The organism is Streptomyces sp. T39 (assembly GCF_008042045.1).
Lineage (GTDB): Bacteria > Actinomycetota > Actinomycetes > Streptomycetales > Streptomycetaceae > Streptomyces.
In genome coordinates this window covers 4,762-22,841 of the sequence record NZ_RDBP01000052.1, presented here as the reverse complement: position 1 = coordinate 22,841, position 18,080 = coordinate 4,762, and the positions used below count along the sequence as shown (strand labels likewise).

General features: G+C 74.2%; 16 protein-coding genes and 1 pseudogene. 10 read left to right on the top strand and 7 right to left on the bottom strand.

Annotation, left to right across the window (positions count from 1 at the left end; translation table 11 throughout):
- Window positions 1-507: 507 nt before the first annotated feature.
- Window positions 508-987, top strand: coding sequence for a hypothetical protein (locus tag EAO77_RS31810; RefSeq protein WP_261994231.1), 480 nt, complete (start codon window positions 508-510; stop codon window positions 985-987).
- Window positions 988-1,110: 123 nt separating this feature from the next.
- Here EAO77_RS31810 and EAO77_RS31805 read toward each other — a convergent pair whose 3' ends face one another.
- Window positions 1,111-1,713 carry a TetR/AcrR family transcriptional regulator gene (locus EAO77_RS31805; RefSeq protein ID WP_147991798.1) on the bottom strand — a complete coding sequence of 201 codons (603 nt, stop codon included), beginning with the start codon at window positions 1,711-1,713 and terminating at the stop codon, window positions 1,111-1,113.
- 177 nt (window positions 1,714-1,890) lie between these two features.
- On the opposite strand from EAO77_RS31805, the gene EAO77_RS31800 reads away from it, so the two are divergent.
- Window positions 1,891-2,775 carry an NAD(P)H-binding protein gene (locus EAO77_RS31800; protein ID WP_187283504.1) on the top strand — a complete coding sequence of 295 codons (885 nt, stop codon included), beginning with the start codon at window positions 1,891-1,893 and terminating at the stop codon, window positions 2,773-2,775.
- A gap of 41 nt (window positions 2,776-2,816) precedes the next feature.
- On the opposite strand, the gene EAO77_RS31795 is transcribed toward EAO77_RS31800, so the two are convergent.
- Window positions 2,817-3,410, bottom strand: coding sequence for a TetR/AcrR family transcriptional regulator (locus EAO77_RS31795; protein WP_147991797.1), 594 nt, complete (start codon window positions 3,408-3,410; stop codon window positions 2,817-2,819).
- Between the two features lie 155 nt (window positions 3,411-3,565).
- Between EAO77_RS31795 and EAO77_RS31790 the strand changes: the two genes are divergently transcribed.
- Window positions 3,566-4,510 (top strand): SDR family oxidoreductase, encoded by a 945-nt coding sequence (locus EAO77_RS31790; protein ID WP_147991796.1) that lies wholly within the window; start codon window positions 3,566-3,568, stop codon window positions 4,508-4,510.
- A gap of 207 nt (window positions 4,511-4,717) precedes the next feature.
- Here EAO77_RS31790 and EAO77_RS31785 read toward each other — a convergent pair whose 3' ends face one another.
- Complete coding sequence (locus EAO77_RS31785; protein WP_147991795.1) at window positions 4,718-6,052, bottom strand: MFS transporter; 1,335 nt, start codon at window positions 6,050-6,052, stop codon at window positions 4,718-4,720.
- Between the two features lie 177 nt (window positions 6,053-6,229).
- Here EAO77_RS31785 and EAO77_RS31780 point away from each other — a divergent pair, with 177 nt between their 5' ends.
- Together EAO77_RS31780 and EAO77_RS31770 are read left to right on the top strand one after the other, a co-directional pair.
- Window positions 6,230-6,589 carry an ArsR/SmtB family transcription factor gene (locus EAO77_RS31780; protein ID WP_147991794.1) on the top strand — a complete coding sequence of 120 codons (360 nt, stop codon included), beginning with the start codon at window positions 6,230-6,232 and terminating at the stop codon, window positions 6,587-6,589.
- 441 nt (window positions 6,590-7,030) lie between these two features.
- Complete coding sequence (locus tag EAO77_RS31770; RefSeq protein WP_147991792.1) at window positions 7,031-7,354, top strand: putative quinol monooxygenase; 324 nt, start codon at window positions 7,031-7,033, stop codon at window positions 7,352-7,354.
- Between the two features lie 155 nt (window positions 7,355-7,509).
- Here EAO77_RS31770 and EAO77_RS31765 read toward each other — a convergent pair whose 3' ends face one another.
- From EAO77_RS31765 to EAO77_RS31750, 4 genes are all read right to left on the bottom strand, one after another.
- On the bottom strand, window positions 7,510-7,992 hold the full coding sequence (locus EAO77_RS31765; RefSeq protein ID WP_147991791.1) for a lamin tail domain-containing protein: 483 nt from the start codon (window positions 7,990-7,992) through the stop codon (window positions 7,510-7,512).
- 902 nt (window positions 7,993-8,894) lie between these two features.
- Window positions 8,895-9,380, bottom strand: coding sequence for a hypothetical protein (locus tag EAO77_RS31760; protein ID WP_147991790.1), 486 nt, complete (start codon window positions 9,378-9,380; stop codon window positions 8,895-8,897).
- Between the two features lie 30 nt (window positions 9,381-9,410).
- A complete protein-coding gene (locus tag EAO77_RS31755; protein ID WP_147991789.1) occupies window positions 9,411-9,626 on the bottom strand; it encodes a hypothetical protein in 216 nt (71 codons plus the stop codon).
- A 173-nt stretch (window positions 9,627-9,799) separates the two neighbouring features.
- Window positions 9,800-10,210: a RidA family protein gene (locus tag EAO77_RS31750; RefSeq protein ID WP_147991788.1), complete on the bottom strand. Its 411-nt coding sequence runs from the start codon at window positions 10,208-10,210 to the stop codon at window positions 9,800-9,802.
- A 76-nt stretch (window positions 10,211-10,286) separates the two neighbouring features.
- On the opposite strand from EAO77_RS31750, the gene EAO77_RS31745 reads away from it, so the two are divergent.
- The 5 genes and pseudogenes from EAO77_RS31745 to EAO77_RS31730 form a co-directional block, all read left to right on the top strand.
- Window positions 10,287-10,658 (top strand): winged helix-turn-helix transcriptional regulator, encoded by a 372-nt coding sequence (locus EAO77_RS31745; RefSeq protein WP_147991787.1) that lies wholly within the window; start codon window positions 10,287-10,289, stop codon window positions 10,656-10,658.
- 148 nt (window positions 10,659-10,806) lie between these two features.
- Window positions 10,807-11,103, top strand: coding sequence for a YkvA family protein (locus EAO77_RS31740; RefSeq protein WP_147991786.1), 297 nt, complete (start codon window positions 10,807-10,809; stop codon window positions 11,101-11,103).
- A 121-nt stretch (window positions 11,104-11,224) separates the two neighbouring features.
- A pseudogene (locus EAO77_RS41120) lies at window positions 11,225-11,743 on the top strand (condensation domain-containing protein); the annotation flags it as partial.
- A 142-nt stretch (window positions 11,744-11,885) separates the two neighbouring features.
- Complete coding sequence (locus EAO77_RS31735; protein WP_315986123.1) at window positions 11,886-14,480, top strand: amino acid adenylation domain-containing protein; 2,595 nt, start codon at window positions 11,886-11,888, stop codon at window positions 14,478-14,480.
- The coding region (locus EAO77_RS31730) for a non-ribosomal peptide synthetase (protein WP_147991810.1) at window positions 14,477-18,080 on the top strand (3,604 nt) is incomplete at its 3' end. The genes EAO77_RS31735 and EAO77_RS31730, both read left to right, overlap by 4 nt.

Below are 18,080 nucleotides of genomic sequence, written 5' to 3'. Positions count from 1 at the left end.
TCCCCTTTCACTTTCCGTAGCCGTCTGGCTACGAAGAGGAACAGTAGAGGACGTAACGCCTGGTCATCGAGGCCGGAGGGCTAAACCACTCCGGGGGCTGAGCCGGGAGCCACGGCGCACGAGGCGCGCGCCTCCCGGCGCATCGCGAAGATCACCCCGGCCTGCGGGGCGGCCACCACCGGCCTCTGCGACCGGCCGAAGGGAACCCCCGGCAGCGGACACCGCATCTCTTCGACACCTTCGGCACCACGGAGAAAACACCGCACGCGAATCCGGGGGGGGGCGCACCGGCACCCCGTGATGCGAGGTGGAGGAGGGCAGCCGGTTCTTCGACCGGCATCCGAAGCGAGGCAGGGCCGGGGAGCGGGGCCGGCGGCTGACCGTACGCCGGGGCCGGGACCCTTCTCGTCGCCGCCGGGCCCGGGCATCCCTGGCGGCCCGTCAGCAGCGGAGGGTCGAGACCGGCAAATGGTGCATGACGGGTGGCGCCGTGGGCACACGAGGCGCATGCACGGACGACACGCACGTTCCGCAAGCACTCCGCCCGGACTCGACTCCGGCGCCTCCCGGTCCGGCCGTTCGGGCGCCCGGCATGCCCGCCGGGGGCGGTCCGCCGGCCGGCTGAGGCGCCGCATCGTCGCCTACCGGGATGTCGACCTCCTGGCCGCGCCGGTTCCGGCGGGGGCCGGGCCCGCCGAGCGCTGCCTGCTCCTGGTCCACGTCCGCCGCGTGGTCGGGCAGGTCCGCTACCGGATCTGCCCGCGCTGCGCCCGGGGCGTCATCAGCACCCTGACCATGGAAGAGCGCTTCACCAGCACCGGCCTCGACACCCGGGCGCTCTCCCACCTCCGGTCCCGGCACCCCGATGTCGCCTGGTTCAGCAGCGTGAGCATGCGCACCACACGCGACCTCATGAAGCGCATGCGCGTGCAGGTGATCACGGGCGACCGGCCCTGTGCCCACATGGGCCGGGAGGACGGGAGGTGACGCGCCTCGGCGCGCACGGGGCGCACGTGCCGGCCCCCAGGCGCGCAGCCGGACGGGACCGGCGGAGCACCACGCCGCCACCGGGGAGGCCGCGGGGCGGCGCGCCGACCGTGCCACGGCGTGTCATCGCAGGCGGGCGAAGGCCAGTTCGGCGTCGGTGACGGCCTCGGGGTGCACCTCCCGGGCGGTTCGCCCGTCGGCGATCTTCTGCCAGTTGGCGCGTGCGAGCACCCGTTGGACCGCGATCACCTGGGCGGCTCCCAGCCGCGCGCGGATGTCCGGGCCCGGGTCGAGGGCCTCCGCCAGCGCCTGCTCGTCCTCGAGCATGTACTGCGTCAGCCGCCCCGCGAGGCTCGGCGTGGTGAAAACGAGGCGGTGGAACTCCACCACCGCGGGGTGGTCGTTGAGGCCGGTGACGGGCTCGTACCGGTCGAGGGCGGCCCGGAAGTGCCGGTGGAGGGCCGCCAGGGGCGGGACGCCGGGCCCGCGGTCGCGCACGACGCGCGCGGCCTCGCCGAGATGGTCCGCGAACCTGTGGAGCACCAGGTCCTCTTTGGTCGGGAAGTACCGGAAGAGGGTGGGTTTGGAGACCTCGGCGGCCGCGGCGATGTCGCTGACCGAGACCTCGTCGAATCCGTGCGCCAGGAAGAGGGAGATCGCCGCGTCGGCGAGGGCGTCGCGGGTCCGCGCCTTCTTGCGGGCGCGCAGCCCCGTCGGCTCGATCACTCGCGCAGCCTAACATTGTTGACCGAGTTGCTTTTTTAACCGAGTAACGTTTTCATGCGGGGGTGACCCGGTCACCCCTGCCCCTGACGAGGCGGACGGCCGGCGATCACCCCGACACCTTCCCGACACCTCGGCACGGTGCGCCGCGCGCGCCTGCCCGGACCCTGCGAGGCGCTCATGACACGGACCCCCATGCCCCCGGTGCTCGTCACCGGCGCCACCGGCCGGATCGGACGCGGAGTCATCGGCGAACTCCTCGGTGCGGGCGTGCCGGTCCGCGCCCTCACGCGTCGCGCGGCGCCGGCGGCCGCCCTTCCCGCCGGCGTCGACGTCGTCACCGGCGACCTCACCGTGCCCGCATCGCTCGACAGGGCACTGCGGGGCACCGGCGCCGTCTTCCTCCTGTGGACCGCGCCGCCGGCGGCCGCCCCGGCGACCGTCGAGCGTCTCGCCGCCCACGGGCGGCGCGTCGTCCTCCTCTCGTCACCCCACCGGACCCCGCATCCCTTCTTCCAGCAGCCGAACCCCATGGCGGCGCTCCACGCCGGGATCGAGCGCCTCGTCGCGGCGGCCGGCATCGAGGCGACGGTCGTCCGGCCGGGGATGTTCGCCTCCAACGCGTCGGCCTGGTGGGCACCCGCCGTCCGCACCGGTGACGTCGTCCACTGGCCCTACGGCGCCGCCGAGACCGCGCCCGTCGACGACCGGGACATCGCAGCCGTCGTGGCGCGGACCCTCGTCGACGACGGACACGCAGGCGGTGACCACGTCCTCACCGGCCCCGCATCACTGAGCCAGGCGGACCAGGTGGGCATCATCGGGGACGTCCTGGGACGCCCGCTCAGGTTCGCGGAGCTGACACCGGAGGAGTTCCGCGGCCGGACGGAGGGTCAGTGGCCCCGCCAGGTCGTCGAGATGCTCCTCGCCGCATGGGGGTCGGCGACCGACAGGCCCGCCCATGTCACCTCATCGGTCGCCGACATCCTCGGTGCACCGCCGCGATCGTTCGCCCGGTGGGTCGCCGACCACGCCGAGGTCTTCGGGCCCGCCACCGCGGCGTGACGGGCCGGGGGCTGGAAGACGGGCACCGCCCCCGGCACGGCTCAGTCCGGCCGGCACCCACGGATGACGGACGCGATCACGTCGTCGAGTCCGCGCTCGTCCGTGCCGGGCAGGGGCACGCCGCCCACCGCCAGGTTGACGTAGCCGTGCAACGGCGCGAACACCGTCAATGCGACACGGTCCAGCGGCCCTTCACGGACCTCGCCCCGCCGCTGCCCGGTGCTGACCAGCTCCAGGCTCTGCTCGATCCACCGGCGTGCGGCCGCCCCGAGCGCGGGTGACGCCTCCGGGCTGTGCTTGACGGAGAACATCACATCGAGGAGGGCGGAGTTCGCCACGGCGAAGCCCACGTACGCCCGGGCCATGGCGTCGAGGCGCTCGCCGAACGTCCGGTCGGCGCCGTCCTGCGAGGCGGCGATGGCGTCGACGAGGCGTTCGAAGCCGTCGAGGGCCAGCGCGTCCAGCAGAGCCTGCTTGGTCCTGAAGTGACGGCTGGGCGCCGCAGGGCTCACATCGAGATCGCGGGCCAGCTCCCGCAGTGACAGTGCGCCCGGTCCCCGCTCGCGCAGCGTCTGCTCGGCCCGTTCGAGCAACGCGGCCCGGAGGTCTCCGTGGTGGTAGGGGCGCTTCTTCATGCGCGGCAGCCTAGTCCGGACGGCACGCCCATTGTAGTCATTGCCTACATTGTATGCGTTGACTACATTGAGGAAGGGGTCCACCGGACATCCCGTCCCCACCCCGGCACGCCCGCAGGATCCGCCGGTTCACGCACCGATCCCAGGAGGAACGCATGCCGCGCACGACCGTCGACATCACCGTGCCGGATCTCACCGGACGGCGCGCACTCGTCACCGGAGCGAGTGACGGCATCGGCCTGGGGCTCGCGACCCGGCTCGCCGCCGCCGGGGCCGAGGTGATCCTGCCGGTGCGCAATCCCGCCAAGGGCCGGGCGGCCGCCGCCAGGATCTCGCATGCGGTCCCCGGTGCGGACGTGTCCCTCCACGCCCTCGACCTGTCCTCGCTCGCCTCCGTCGCGGCCCTCGGCGACACGCTGCGCGAGGACGGCCGCCCGCTCCACGTCCTCGTCAACAACGCCGGCGTGATGACCCCACCCGCCCGGCGGACGACCGCCGACGGTTTCGAGCTCCAGTTCGGCACCAACCACCTCGGCCACTTCGCCCTGGTGGCCCGTCTGCTGCCCCTGCTGCGCGCCGGGCGGGCCCGCGTGACCTCGCAGATCAGCGTCGCCGCGAACCGCAACGCCATCAACTGGCACGACCTGAACTGGGAACGCTCCTACGCCGGCATGAAGGCGTACAGCCAGTCGAAGATCGCGTTCGGGCTCTTCGGCCTGGAACTGGACCGGCTCAGCCGGGCCCACGGCTGGGGCATCACCAGCAACCTCGCCCACCCCGGGGTCGCCCCGACCAACCTGCTCGCCGCGCGTCCCGAGGTCGGCCGCGGCACTCAGACCGCGGGCAGGAGGCTCATCAGCGCCCTGTCGGGGCGCGGCATCCTGCTCGGGACCGTCGCCACCGCGACGCTCCCCGCCCTCTACGCCGCCACGGCCGCCGAAGCCGGGCCCGGCCGCCTCTACGGACCGAACGGCCTCGGACACCTCAAGGGCGCGCCGGCCGAACAGAGGCTGTACTCCCGCCTGCGCAACGCCGAAGAGGCCCGGCGGGTGTGGCGGATCTCCGAAGAGCTGACGAAGACGTCGTTCCCCACCGGCTGAGACGATTCCCGCCGGCCGCGGTCCTCGGCGACCGCGCCGGGACCACGTTCCCCGCCGGCCGCGGTCCTCGGCCACCGCGCCGGGACCACGTTCCCCGCCGGCCGCGGTCCTCGGCGACCGTCGCGCTCGGACTCGGACGCCCCGGTGATGACGTACCCGGCCTTCGGCATGGGCGGCGGCGCACTCGGTACGGGGCGTGGACGCGCTTCAGTGAGCCGGGGAATGGAGTGCGTCCCCCGTGGGGACGTGGCTGTGACTCCATCCCTCCGGGAGGCGGACGGCGCCGCTGAGATGCGGGTGACCGGCGTCGAGGTCCGTGTGGAGGTGGGCTGCCGGTTCCCCGTCGGGCCGGGGCCACAGGCGGGCCGCCGCGGCCGTGGCGAGGAACGCGACGACGCCGAGGACGCCGAGCGCCCAGCCGAGCCCCGCCGCCGCGCCGAGCCATCCCGCGAGCGGGTAGGTCAGCAGCCAGCAGGCGTGGGACAGGGAGAACTGCGCGGCGAACACCGCGGTGCGGTCCCCGGGAGCCACCGAGCGCCGCAGGAGGCGCCCGGTCGGGGTGAGCACCATCGAGCACGCCGCGCCGAAGAGGACCCAGGCGACCAGCAGCGCAGGCCAGCGCAGGCCGGCTCCTGCGGTCACGAAGGGGGCGAAACCCGTGAAGACGGCCGTGAGCAGCGTGCCGCCGGTGAGCATGACCGTGCGGTCGGAGAGCCGTTCGAGTGCTCCGGGCAGCACGAGGGCGACGAGCATCGATCCGGCGCCGTACGCGCCGAGGGCGAGGGCGACCGCGGCCGTGGAGCGGCCGAGCCCGTCCCGGACGAGGACCACGGTGTTGACGGTGACCGTCGCGCTCGCGGCGGCGACCGCGAGGTCGAGGGCGAGCAGTGCCCTGAGCCGGGGCACGGCGAGCGATAGCCGGATGCCGGCGCCGGCTCCGGCTCGGACGCCTCGGCCCCGCGCGGCGGCCGCCGGCTTCGGCAGCACGACGGAGACCACCAGGACGGCGGAGGCGACGAATCCGACGACGGTGCCGACGAAGAGCCAGTTGTAGGTGATCACGGTGAGCAGCGCTGCCGCCAGCGCCGGACTGAGCAGGCTCTCCAGGTCGTAGGCGAGGCGGGACAGCGACAGGGCCCGCGTGTAGTCCCGTTCGCCGGGCAGTACGTCCGGCACGACCGCCTGGAACGCCGGAGTGAACGTGGCGGAGGCCGCCTGGAGGACGAAGACCAGCGCGTACACCTGCCACACCTGGCCCACGAACGGCAGCAGGAGCGCGACACCCGCGCGCAGCAGATCGGCGCCGGCCAGCAGGGCGCGCCGGGGAACGCGGTCGGCGACCGCCGAGACCACGGGCGCGAGGAGCACGTAGGCGGTCATCTTGATACCGAGTGCGGTGCCGAGGACGGCGCCGGCGTCCGCACCGGCCAGGTCGTGGGCGAGGAGCCCGAGGGCCACGGTGGCGAGTCCCGTGCCCAGCAGGGCGATGGCCTGCGCGACGAACAGGTGTCGGTAGGTGCGGTTGCGCAGCACGGAAAACACGAGAGGCCCCCTGGGTCGCCGTCCGACTCCACGACGATACCCACACATGCGCACGTGCGCACATGTGGATGTCAGATCGCCCCCGGGCGCACCTGGATCCCGGATCCCGCGTGGGCGCACCCGGGTCCCGGATCTGCCGCGGGACGGCTCCGGGCCGTATGGCTCTAGGCTGGCCCCATGCCTGCTCGCGACACGACCTCACCTGCACCGGGCGCGCATCTGCGGGATCCGGACAGCGCACGCCTCGCGGAGGCACGGGACGTGTTCGCGTTGCTGGCCGACACGACGCGTCTGCACATGCTCTGGCTGCTCGCCCGGGAGGAGTCCGACGTCGGCTCCCTCGCCGAGCGCTGCGCCGCCTCCCGGACGGCGGTCAGCCAGCACCTGGCCAAACTTCGCCTCGCGGGCCTGGTGGACACCCGGCGGGACGGCCGGCACGTCTACTACAGCCTGCGCGACGGCCATCTGCGCCGCCTGGTCCTGGAGGCGCTCAGCCACGCGGACCACCGCGTGTCGGGCCAGGCCCCGCACGACTGACCGCTGCGCCCGGGTCGAGCGGCTGCGGCCCGCCCACGGACTCCCGGGGCTGCAGGACCGTCACCCCTCCCCGGCGTGCCGCCCGGCCCCGGCCTCCCGAAAGAACGGGCCACGGGCGGCGGTCCGGGCTCCGCTGCCGCCGTCCGACGGGCCCCATGCGACGGTGACGGGCGTCACATCGGGCGCATGTCACGTCCGGGCCGCCTGCTCCCCTCCGGTGGGTGTCAGCAGGCGAGCGCAGGAGGACGGAACGATGAACACACGGCACGAGGCCGGCACGGCAGCGGCGCACCACGTGGTGGTCCTGGGGGCGGGATACGCGGGCATGGCCGCTCAAGGCCGTCGCGGACGGCACCGCCCACGACATGGGAACGCGATGAGCGCGGACCTTCCGGCGGGGGTGAAATACAACGGATCGGGCGAATGGTCTAGGGTTTCCCGATGATCTTTATCGTCGTGAAGTTCTCCGTGAAGCCCGAGCATGCCGAGGAGTGGCCCGAGAAGGTCGGGGCGTTCACCCGCGCCACCCGGGAGGAGCCGGGCAACCTGTGGTTCGAGTGGTCGCGCAGCCTCGACGACCCGAACACCTACGTCCTGGTCGAGGCGTTCCAGGACGACGCCGGTGAGGCGCACGTGCGCTCCGACCACTTCCGGGCCGGCCTGGAGGCCATGCGCCCCCTGCTGCGCCGCACCCCGGACATCGTGAGCACCACGATCGCCGGCGCCGAGGGCTGGAGCGCGATGGGCGAGCTCACCATCGGCTGACCTCCGTCCGCCCCGCCCCCCGACACGCCCCCAGTCGGCACGGCCGCCCGGCAGGGAGTCCCCTGCCGGGCGGCCGTGTCCACGAGGCCGTTCCGACCCCGTCGCGTCGTCACGGGCGCGGACTCGGGCTCGGGCTCCGGTCCCGTGGGGGCGGATCAGTGGTGGCGGTGGTGGTGGCGTCCGCCCCAGGACTCGGTGTCGACGGTGCGGCCACGGTCGTTGCGCAGCGTGGCGGTGTCGGAGCGGTTGCCCCAGATGTGGTCGCGACGGTCCTGGTAGAGGTCGGTGCGGGTGTCGCGGCCCTCGCCGGTGTGGATGCGGACGGTGGCGCGGCCGCGGAGGCGGACGTCGCCGAAGCGGTAGCGGTTGCCGTCCTCGTCGCGCAGCGTCCAGCCCCGCAGGTTGATCGCGTCGCGGGTGTTGTTGGTGATCTCCACCCACTCCCCGTTCAGCGACCGGTTCGAGCGGTTGTCACGCCCCGGGCTGTCGGCCTGGACGGCGCTGATCTCCACCCGCGGGGTGCGGTGGCGGTCGCGGTCGCCGTCGTGTGCCGAGGCCGGCAGGGCGACGGCCGAGACGACGGCGCCTGCGGCGAGGACGGTGGCCGCGATGCGGCGGGCGGATGTCGAAGCAGACATGAGTGCTGTCTCCTCAGGAACAGTGCCCCACCCGCCCGGAAGGGCGGTGGTGGCAGTGCGGGTTCCCGGCCCGTCGTGGGCCGAGGACCCGAACTCTGCAGCGCCCGCCGCCGCCGTGGCGGGCTCGCCGACCCGCGTTACCGAATGCGGACATCTGCGTAACTGTCGCCTGTATCAGGCATGTACGTGCGGTGGCCGTGGCCCTGCCATTCACTGAGCGCTGCACGGACCCCTTGAACGATCAACAGAAAGGGATTTCCGGCCACCGGCGCACCACCGGTCGCGCCACCCGACGCACCACCGCCACGTGGGTGAACGGGTGATGTAACGGTCCTTCTGCACGTTTCTTCGCACACGGATGCGGTCCTCGCGCACACGGCCTGACGATTGCCCGGAAAAGGCGGCCGCGAACGTCGGCCGACATGCGACCTGTTGACGGCCGGGTCCCCGTCCCCTCCCCCGTCGCCCGTCACCCGTCACCCGTCACCCGTCACCCGTCACCCGTCACCCGTCACCGGTACGTGACCGTCCCGTACGAGACGGGAGGGGACGGGGGCGGGGCGTGCCCCACACCGGGCAGGACACGGGAAAGAGCGCCTACCGGGCAGAACACGGGAATGAGCGCTGCACGCCCGGGCCGCCGGGCCGCACCCCGGTCCGCGCGGTACTCGCCGCGCGGGCCCGCCGCCGTGGCGCGGCGTGCCTGATGTTCGGCGGGAGCCTCGGCGCGAGACCGCCGTCGGCCCTCCGGAGGTCCGCGGCCGTTGTGATCGTGCGCCGCCGCGGGGCCCGTCCGACGGCTGCTCCCAGCCGTCGGACGGGCCCCGCCGACGCGGTCCGGACGCCCCGCCCACGGGGACGTGTCTCCCGCGCCCCGATGGCGGCCCGATCGCCGCGGGCCGCTAAGCGGGGGCGCCGGCTCCGGCCTGCGCCATCCAGGCGTCCACCTGCTCCCGGGTGGCGGTGGGGTCGGCGACCAGCACACCCAGGTCGTCCCCTTCGACGAGGGTGGTCGCCACGGCCGGGCAGCGGCGGCAGCCGTCCACACCGGTCTGCGCCCACCAGGTGCAGTGGGATCGCAGATGGCACCGCGGCACGTTCCGGTTCTCGTCCGCCGGCGTCGCCGTCACCCGCTCCACCAGGGTGCAGTCGTTGCCCCTGCGGTGCAGACAGTTGCTGACGCAGTGCGACGCGAAGCGCAGCACCCGCGTCGGCTCGACGTCCTTCGGGACGACCGGGAGGACGTCGCCTGCCGGCACCGGATCGGCGAGGTACACGACCTCGCCGCCCTGCCCGGAACGCACGCCGAGCACCACCGACTCCGGCGCGTCGGCCTTGCCGCTGGGACACCATGTCCTGCCCGTCCCGGCACGGTCCGCGGTGTTCATGTCCACCTCCTCGTCATTCGGCCGGGACTGCTACACGATCTGGCCGGCGCAGGCCGGCAGACAGGCCGCCGCCATGCGCTCCTGCGCGACCGCCTCGGCGAGGTGCGTCTGGAGCTGCACCGAGGTGATCTGCCGGGGACTGGGCGACGGCTGGGCGGACGCGGCACCCGCTCCGCCGAGTACGAGCGCGGCGGCCGCGGCAGCGGCCGCGGTACCCCCGACGGCGGAGCGGCTCTTGTTCTTCATGTCGAAACCTCCTGGATTGCCCTGTGGGACAGCGGCGTACCGGAACACTAGGTCTCGCCCCGGCCCGTCACCGGCAGTTCGAGCGGCACCTGCAGCGGCGGCCCGAGGCGGCGCCGCGCCCGGGGTGCCGCGCCGGCCCGGGGGCTCCGCCGGCAGCGGCGCACGCGCCGCGGTCAGCCGAGGATCGCCGTCGCCTCGACCTCCACGAGCACATCCGGCTCGAAGAGGTGGTCGACGCCTATCAGGGAGGCAGGCGGCATGGGGAGGCGGAGGCCGATCTCGTCGGCGACGCCCTCCACACCGGTCATGAAGTCGCCGATCCTCTCCGGGCTCCACCGGGTCACGTAGAACGTCAGGCGCAGCACGTCCGCGAACGACGCGCCCGCGCCCGCCAGTCCGACGGAGGTGTTGCGCAGCGCCTGGGCGACCTGCCCGGCCAGGTCGCCGGGGGCGACCGGGGTGCCGTCGGCCCGGCGCGCGATCTGCCCGCTGACGTGGACGTGCGTCGTACCGGTGCCGACGGCCACGTGGTGGTACGGAGTCGGCTGCAGCATGCCTTTTGGCGTGAAGTGCTGGACCGTCATCGGTGTTCTCCCTCTGAGTAGGTATCCGTAAGCTACTTAGTGGACAAAGGACACTTCAACGAGACCAGGTTTCCCCATGGATACCGAGGACGCCCTCCTCATCGGCCCTCCGCACCGCGAACTGCTCGATCAGGTCCTCGACAAGTGGTCGCTCAGCGTTCTCGGCGAGCTGTGCGAACGCCCCTGCCGCTTCAACGAGTTGCGCCGCGCCGTCCCGCAGGTCACGCAGAAGTCGCTGACCGCGACGCTCCGGCGGCTCGAACGGAACGGCGTGGTCGAACGCGAGGTCGTCTCCACCCGTCCGGTGGCGATCAGGTACCGGATCACACCGCTCGGCAAGACCCTGCGGGCCCCCGTCGACGTGCTGCTGGCGTGGGCGTCGGAGAACCTGCCCGCCATCACCCGTGCCCGGGAAGCCTTCGACACACGGGAGGACGAGGGCCGCTGAGCCCTCCCGGCCCTCGGCCGGGGCAGAGCGGGGGCCGCGTCCCGGCGCGGCGCCGGTCACGGTCGGGCCGCGGCGGGGTAGAAGGCGGGGAGACGGGCACGCCCCCGCGACGCGGGGGCTGCGACGACCGGGCCGGAAGGGGAACGGGATGGACTTCGACGGCGGTGGGCCGTGGCTGGTGGCGGCCGCGGTGCTCGCGGTGGCGGTGGCGGTGTACGCGGCCGTGCTGCTCGTCCGGGTGTTCCGGGCGCGCAAGCTGCTGATGGACGCGGGCGTGCCGCTGCGCTCCAAGGCCCTCTTCTGGGCGGCGGTGATCTACACCGTCTCCCCGGTCGACCTGATCCCCGACCCCGTCTATCTCGACGACATCGGCGTCCTGCTGATCGCCCTGCGGGCCCTGCACTCCGCCGCCGCGGGCCGCCCCTCCGACAGCGCCCGGCCGTGATTGCCTGGAAGGTCTGATTCCGTTCTTCCTGCGCGGAGGTGCATTGACGTGCCCCTGCACAGTTCCTAACATCAAAACATCCGGCACCATCTTTGACCGGATTTCGTCGGTGTGCAGGGTGATGCCCGAGCCGTCACCACGGCCGCCTTCCTCCGTCCCGTTCGGTACGTCCCGCGTGAACTCAGCACCGCACCGCGCCGTTCGGCGCGCGCATCAAGGGAGCCCGATGAGCAAGCCGGCCGACCGGTCACCGCACATGACGCATGGTCAGAGACGGTTGTGGTTCCTGCAGCAGATGGATCCCGCGGACCCTTCGTACAACATCCCCCTGGTGCTGCGGCTCTCCGGAGAGCTGTCGCGGCCCGCGCTGCAGGCCGCGTTCGACGAGGTGGCGGCGCGGCACGAGTCGCTGCGCACCCGCTTCCCCGACGATGACGGACATCCGCGCACGGTCGTTGATGGGAGCGCTCCCATCACCATCGAGTTCCTTGACCTGCGGGAATGCCCTCAGCGGTTGGAGGAGCTGCTGGCGGAGCGCACCAACCGCGGCTTCGACCTGGCGGCGGGGCCGCTGCTCCGCGTGACGCTGGTGCGCACCGGCGAGGCCGAGCACGTGCTGTGCACGGTGGTCCATCACATCGTCGCCGACGGCTGGTCGATGAACATCCTGCGCGAGGAGCTGGCGGCCCTGTACGCCGCCCGCTCCTCCTGCTCCGCGAGCGCGGGGCCCGGAGGCGGCCGATTCGCTCGCGTACTGGCAGGAACGCCTCGCCGGCGCCCCCGTGCTGGACCTTCCCCTCGACCGGCCGCGTCCCGAACACCCCTCCTCCCGGGGCGCCTTCCACACGCAGGTGCTCACCGGCGCCGGCCCGGCGCTGGACGGGCTGGCCCGCGCCCGGCGCTGCACTCCGTTCATGGTGCTGCTCGCCGCGTACCAGACCCTGCTGCACCGCCTCACCGGCCAGGAGGACTTCTGTGTCGGAGTGCCGACCGCGGGACGCGGCGACCCGGACGCGGAGCGGGTCGTCGGCTATCTGTCGCGCACGCTCGTCCTGCGCGGCGACCTGTCCGGCGGGCCCGCCTTCGCCGACCTGCTGCGCCGGGCGCGGTCCACCGTGGGCGGTGCCTTCGGACACGAGGCGGTCCCGTTCGAGCGACTGGCCGAAAGCCTGCGCCTGGAGCGCGACCCGGGGCGGACACCGCTGTTCCAGACGCTGCTGACCGTCCACACCCAGGACGCCGGACTGCTGCGGGACGCGTCCTTCGCGGACCTCCTCTGCACCGAGCTGGATCCGGGCGTCCGGGCCTGCAAGTTCGACCTCACCCTGGACGTCCGCCGCGACGGGCACGACGTGGTCGCCGTCTTCGGCTACCGCACCGACCTGCTCGGCGCCGACCGTGCGGCGCGCATCGGCCGCTGGTTCGAGACGCTGCTGCGCGGTGCCGTGGCCGATGCGGACACCCCCGTCCGGCAGCTGGCGATGCTGGACGCGGCGGAGGAGGAGGCGCTCGCGGCGTCGGGGCGGGGGCCCGCGCTGCCCGCGGGGCCCGCGACCGTTCTCGACGCGGTGGCGGCGGTCGTGCGCGGCGGGCCGGCGAGGACGGCACTGCGGGGCCGGCACGAGTCGCTCGACTACGCGGCGCTGTGGTCCGAGGCGGGACGGCTGGCCGGGCGTCTGGTGGCCGACGGGGTGGGACCGGGCGACACGGTCGGCATCCTGCTGCCCCGCGGTCCGCGCGCCGTGGTGGCGATGCTCGGGGCGTGGCGGGCCGGCGCCGCGTATCTGCCCCTGGATCCCGAGTACCCGCCCGCGCGGCTCGCGTTCATGGTGGCCGACAGCGGGGCCTCGGTCGTGGTCACGGCGGGCGGCGGAGGCGTCCTCGACGTCCCGGCGGGGGTGCGCGTGCTGGACGTGGACGACCGCGGCACCGCCGCGGCGGATCCCGGTCCGCTGCCCGGCCCGTGCGCCGACGACGTGGCCTACGTCGTCTACACCTCCGGGTCGACCGGGACCCCCAAGGGCGTCCCGGTGCCGCACCGCGCGCTCGCCGAACGGGTCCGCTGGATGACCGAGGGGTACGGGATCACCGCGGCGGACCGGGTGCTGCACTGCGCCTCGCTCAGTTTCGACACCTGCGCGGAGGAGCTGTTCCCCGCGCTCGGCGCCGGAGCCACCCTGGTCGTCGCCGACGCCGGGTCCGCGCTGCCCGACGAACTCACGGCGGCACACGCCGAGGGCATCACGGTGATGGACCTGCCGACTCCGTACTGGCACCAGCTGGTGGGCGACCTCGACGCGGTGCCCTGGCCGCCCGCGCTGCGGCTGCTGATCCTCGGGGCCGACCAGGTGCAGGCCGAGGCGGTGGCCGCGTGGCGCAGGAGGTTCGGCGACGGCGTGCGCGTGGTCAACTCCTACGGCCCGACCGAGACGACGATCATCGCCACCACCGCCGTCCTCGGCGACGCCGACACCCGTGCCCGCCCGCCGATCGGCACCCCGGTGGGCGGGGTGACGGCCGCGGTCTGCGACCCGCGCGGCGCTCTCGTCCCGCCGGGCGGCTCCGGCGAACTGGTGCTCGGCGGGACGGGGCTGAGCCTCGGCTACGCGGGCCGTCCGGGCGCCACCGCCCGCGTCTTCGTGCCCGACCCCGACGGGCCGCCGGGATCCCGCCGGTACCGGACCGGCGACCTGGTCCGCCGGCGTCCGGACGGCGCGCTCGAATTCCTCGGCCGGCTCGACGGCCAGGTGAAGGTGCGCGGCTACCGGGTCGAGCCCGGCGAGGTCGAGAACGCGCTGCTGCGCCTGCCCGGTGTCGCCGAGGCGGCGGCCGTCGTCCGGGGCGACGCCCTGGTCGGGTACGTGGTCGGGGAGCCGGCCGCGCCGGAGCCGGACCCCCGGGCCCTGCGCGCCGCGCTGGCGGCCGAACTGCCCCCGTACCTGGTGCCGGGCGCGGTGCTGGTCCTCGAACGGCTGCCGCTCACGCCGAACGGCAAGCTCGACCGGGCCGCGCTGCCCGCGCCCGACCGCCGGCCGGAGCTGCGCGACGCGTACGTGGCACCGCGCACCGAGGCGGAGGAACTGGTCGCAGAGGTGTGGGGCGAGGTGCTGGAGATCGACCGCGTGGGGGCGCTGGACGACTTCTTCGACCTCGGCGGCCACTCGCTGCTCGCCACCAGGGTGGTCGCCCGGATCCGGGCGGCGGCCGAGCTGAGCGTGCCGCTGCGCACGCTGTTCACCCACCGGACCGCGGAGGCGTTCGCGCAAGCCGTGGAGGCCGCCCTGGTGGCCGAGATCGACGCGCTCTCGGAGGACGAGGCCCTCGGGCTCCTCTCCCTGGCCGACGCCCCTCTGGAAGGAAGCGGTTCGCCGTCATGAGCGACACCAGCACGTCCCCCGCGGACCTGTCCGCCGCCAAGCGCGCCCTGCTGAGCCGCCGGCTGACGCAGGGCCGCACGGCGGCACCGCGATCCGCCGTCCCGAGGCGTCCCGAGGGCGCCGTGCCCCCGCTCTCCTTCGCCCAGGAACGCCTGTGGTTCATGGAGCAGTTCGCGCCGGGCACCGCGGCGTACAACATCCCCGTCGCCCGGCGGCTGCGCGGTCCGCTGGACCACGCGGCCCTGGAACGCGCCCTGACCGACGTGGTGGCCCGCCACGAGACGCTCCGCTCCCGGTATCCGGCCACCGACGACGGCCGGCCGGTCCTGGAGATCGCCGAGCCCGCCCCGGTGTCGCTGCCCGTCGTGGCGGCGGACGGCGAGGAGCACGCGGCACGGCTCGTCGACGAGACGGCCGCCCTTCCGTTCGACCTGGTGGCCGGGCCCCTGCTGCGCACCCTGCTGCTGCGCCTCGCGCCCGACGAGCACATCCTGCTGCTGGTGGTCCACCACAGCGTCGGGGACGGCTGGTCCAGCGAGATCCTGGTCTCCGAGCTCCTGCGCTGCTACGCCGCCCGTGCCGACGGCGACGCCGACCCCCTGCCCCCGCTGCCCGTCTCCTACGGCGACTTCGCACAGTGGCAGCGCGACCGGCTCGGCGGCGACGGGCTGGACGGCGCCGTGGCCTACTGGAAGGCCGAACTGGCCGGTGTGGAGCCGCTCGTGCTGCCCACCGCCCGCCCGCGGCCCGCCCGGCAGACGTTCGACGGGGCGGGGTACGGATTCCGGGTGGACCGCGACCTGCTCGACCGGCTGGCCGGAATCGGGCGGAGCCGCGGTGCGACGGTGCACATGGTGATGCTGGCGGCCTTCCAGGAACTGCTGGCCCGCTTCAGCGGCCAGCGGGACTTCGCCGTCGGCTCCCCCGTCGCCGGGCGGCCCGAGCCCGAACTGGAGCCGCTGGTCGGCATGTTCGTCAATGTGCTGCCGCTGCGGGCTCGGCTCGACGGTGATCCGTCGTTCGCGGAACTGGTGGGCCGCACCCGCGAGACCTGCCTGGAGGCCTACGCGCACCAGGACCTGCCGTTCGCCCAGCTGGTCACCGAGCTGAACGTGCCGCGCGACGTCTCCCGCTCCCCGGTGTTCCAGGCCGTGCTCGCGGTGCAGAACTACGCGACGGGCCGGCAGGCGGCCGCCGGGGCACTGGAGGCCGTGACGTACGGGCTGCGCGCGGCGGGCACACGCTTCGACGTCGAGCTGTTCCTGATGGAGTGGCCGGACGGGCTGCGCGGCGCGTTCAACTACAACACCGACCTCTTCGACGAGGCGGACATCGCCCGCCTCGCCGGACACCTGGGCCGGCTGCTGCGCGCGGCGGCGGACCGGCCCGACGTGCCGCTGTCCCGGCTGGACGGCCTCTCGGATGCCGAACGCGTCTTCGAGACCGAGGACTTCAACGGCACCGACACGGAGCCCACCGGGGCGACACTGGTCTCCCTGATCGCCGAGCAGATCGCGCGGACCCCCTCCGCGACGGCCGTGACGGCAGAGGACGGGACCCTGACGTACGCCGGACTCGACGCGGCCGCCGACCGTATCGCCGCCCGCCTGACCGCGGCGGGTACCGGCCCCGGTGACGTGGTCGCCGTCGGCGCCGAACGCTCGCGGGAGCTGGTCGCCGCGCTGCTCGCGGTGATGCGCACCGGGGCCTGCTACACGCCGCTGGACACCGAGTACCCGGCCGACCGGCTGGCGTTCATGCTGGAGGACAGCGGGGCCCGGGTCCTGCTGGCGGGGGACGGGGTGACCGTGCCCGAGGGGTGCCGGGCGACCGTCCTCCCGCTGGGGAAGGCCGATCTCGCCGGCGCTGCGGCCGGCCCACGCGGGAGCGCTCCCACCACGCCGGGCCCGGTGCCGGACGATCCGGCCTACCTGATCTACACCTCCGGCTCCACCGGCCGCCCCAAAGGGGTGCCCAACACCCACCGGGCCATCGTCAACCGGCTGCTGTGGATGCAGCGGAGCTATCCCATCGGGCCGGACGACCGGGTGCTGCAGAAGACGCCGGCCGGCTTCGACGTCTCGGTGTGGGAGCTGTTCTGGCCGCTGATGACCGGCGCGCGGCTGGTGCTCGCCCGGCCCGGTGGCCAGAAGGACGCCGCCTACCTCCAGGAGGTCGTCCGCGCCGAGTCCGTCACCGTCGCCCACTTCGTGCCCTCGATGCTCCCGCCGTTCCTCGCCGAGGAGGGCGTGGAGCGCTGCACCGCGCTGCGCAGGGTGGTGTGCAGCGGCGAGGCGCTGCCCCCGGACACCGCGCGGACGTTCCGCGGGCTGCTGCCGGACTGCGCGCTGGCCAATCTCTACGGTCCGACCGAGGCCGCGGTCGACGTGTCGTCGTGGGAGTGCGAGGGCCTGCCGGACACCGTGCCGATCGGCCGTCCCATCGACAACGTGCGGCTGTACGTCCTGGACGGCGCGCTCCGGCCGGTCCCGCCGGGCGCTCCGGGTGAGATCCACATCGGCGGCACGGGTGTGGCCCTCGGCTACCACCGGCGCCCGGGACTGACCGCCGCCCGTTTCGTGCCGGACCCGTACGGGCCGCCCGGCGCGCGGCTGTACCGGACGGGCGACCTCGGCAGACGGCGTCCCGACGGGGCGCTGGAACACCTCGGCCGGATGGACCAGCAGGTCAAACTGCGCGGGGTGCGGATCGAGCCGGGGGAGATCGAGGAGGCGCTGCGCGCTCTGCCGGACGTGGCCGAGGCCGCGGTCGTCGTCCGCGAGGACACGCCCGGGGACCGGCGCCTCGCGGCGTACGTGGTGCCCGCCGGGGAGGGCGACGACGGGGATCTCGACCCGCAGGCGGTGCGGGCGGAGCTCCGGCGGCGGCTGCCCGAGTGGATGGTGCCCGTCTCGTTCACCGCGCTGCCCGCCCTGCCGCTGACGCCCAACGGCAAGCTGGACCGCCGGGCGCTGCCGGTGCCGCGGCTGCGCCGCGACGCGGGCGCCGCGGTCGCGCCGGCGACCCCGGCGGAGCTGGTGCTGGCCGGGGTGTGGGCCGAGGTGCTGGGGCTGGAGTCCGTCGGCGCCGAGGAGGACTTCTTCGACCTCGGCGGGCACTCGCTGCTCGCCACCCAGGTCGTGGCCCTCGCCCGGAAGCCCCTCGTGGAGGCCGGGGCGCGGCCGGTCGGCGTGATGGACCTGTTCACCTGCCGTACCGTCCGGGACCTGGCGGCGCTGGCGGAACTGTCGGAGGAGGAGCGCGGGCCACGGCGGCTGCTGCACCGGCTCACCGTGCCCGTACCGGCCGCGTCCCGGCGGGGCACGCTGGTGTGCGTGCCGTACGGCGGCGGCAGCGCGGTCGTCTACCAGCCGGTCGCCGATCTGCTGCCCGACGGCTGGGAGCTGTGGTCGGTGGCGATACCGGGCCACGACGTCGGGGTGACCGAGGAGCACCTCCCGTTCGGCGTGCTGGCGGCGAAGCTCGCCGAGGAGATCGCCGAGCGGGTGGAGGGGCCGTTCGTCGTCTACGGGCACTGCGGTGTCGGCACGGCCCTGGCGGTGGCGACGGCGCGGCTGCTGGAGGCGTCGGGACGCGAGC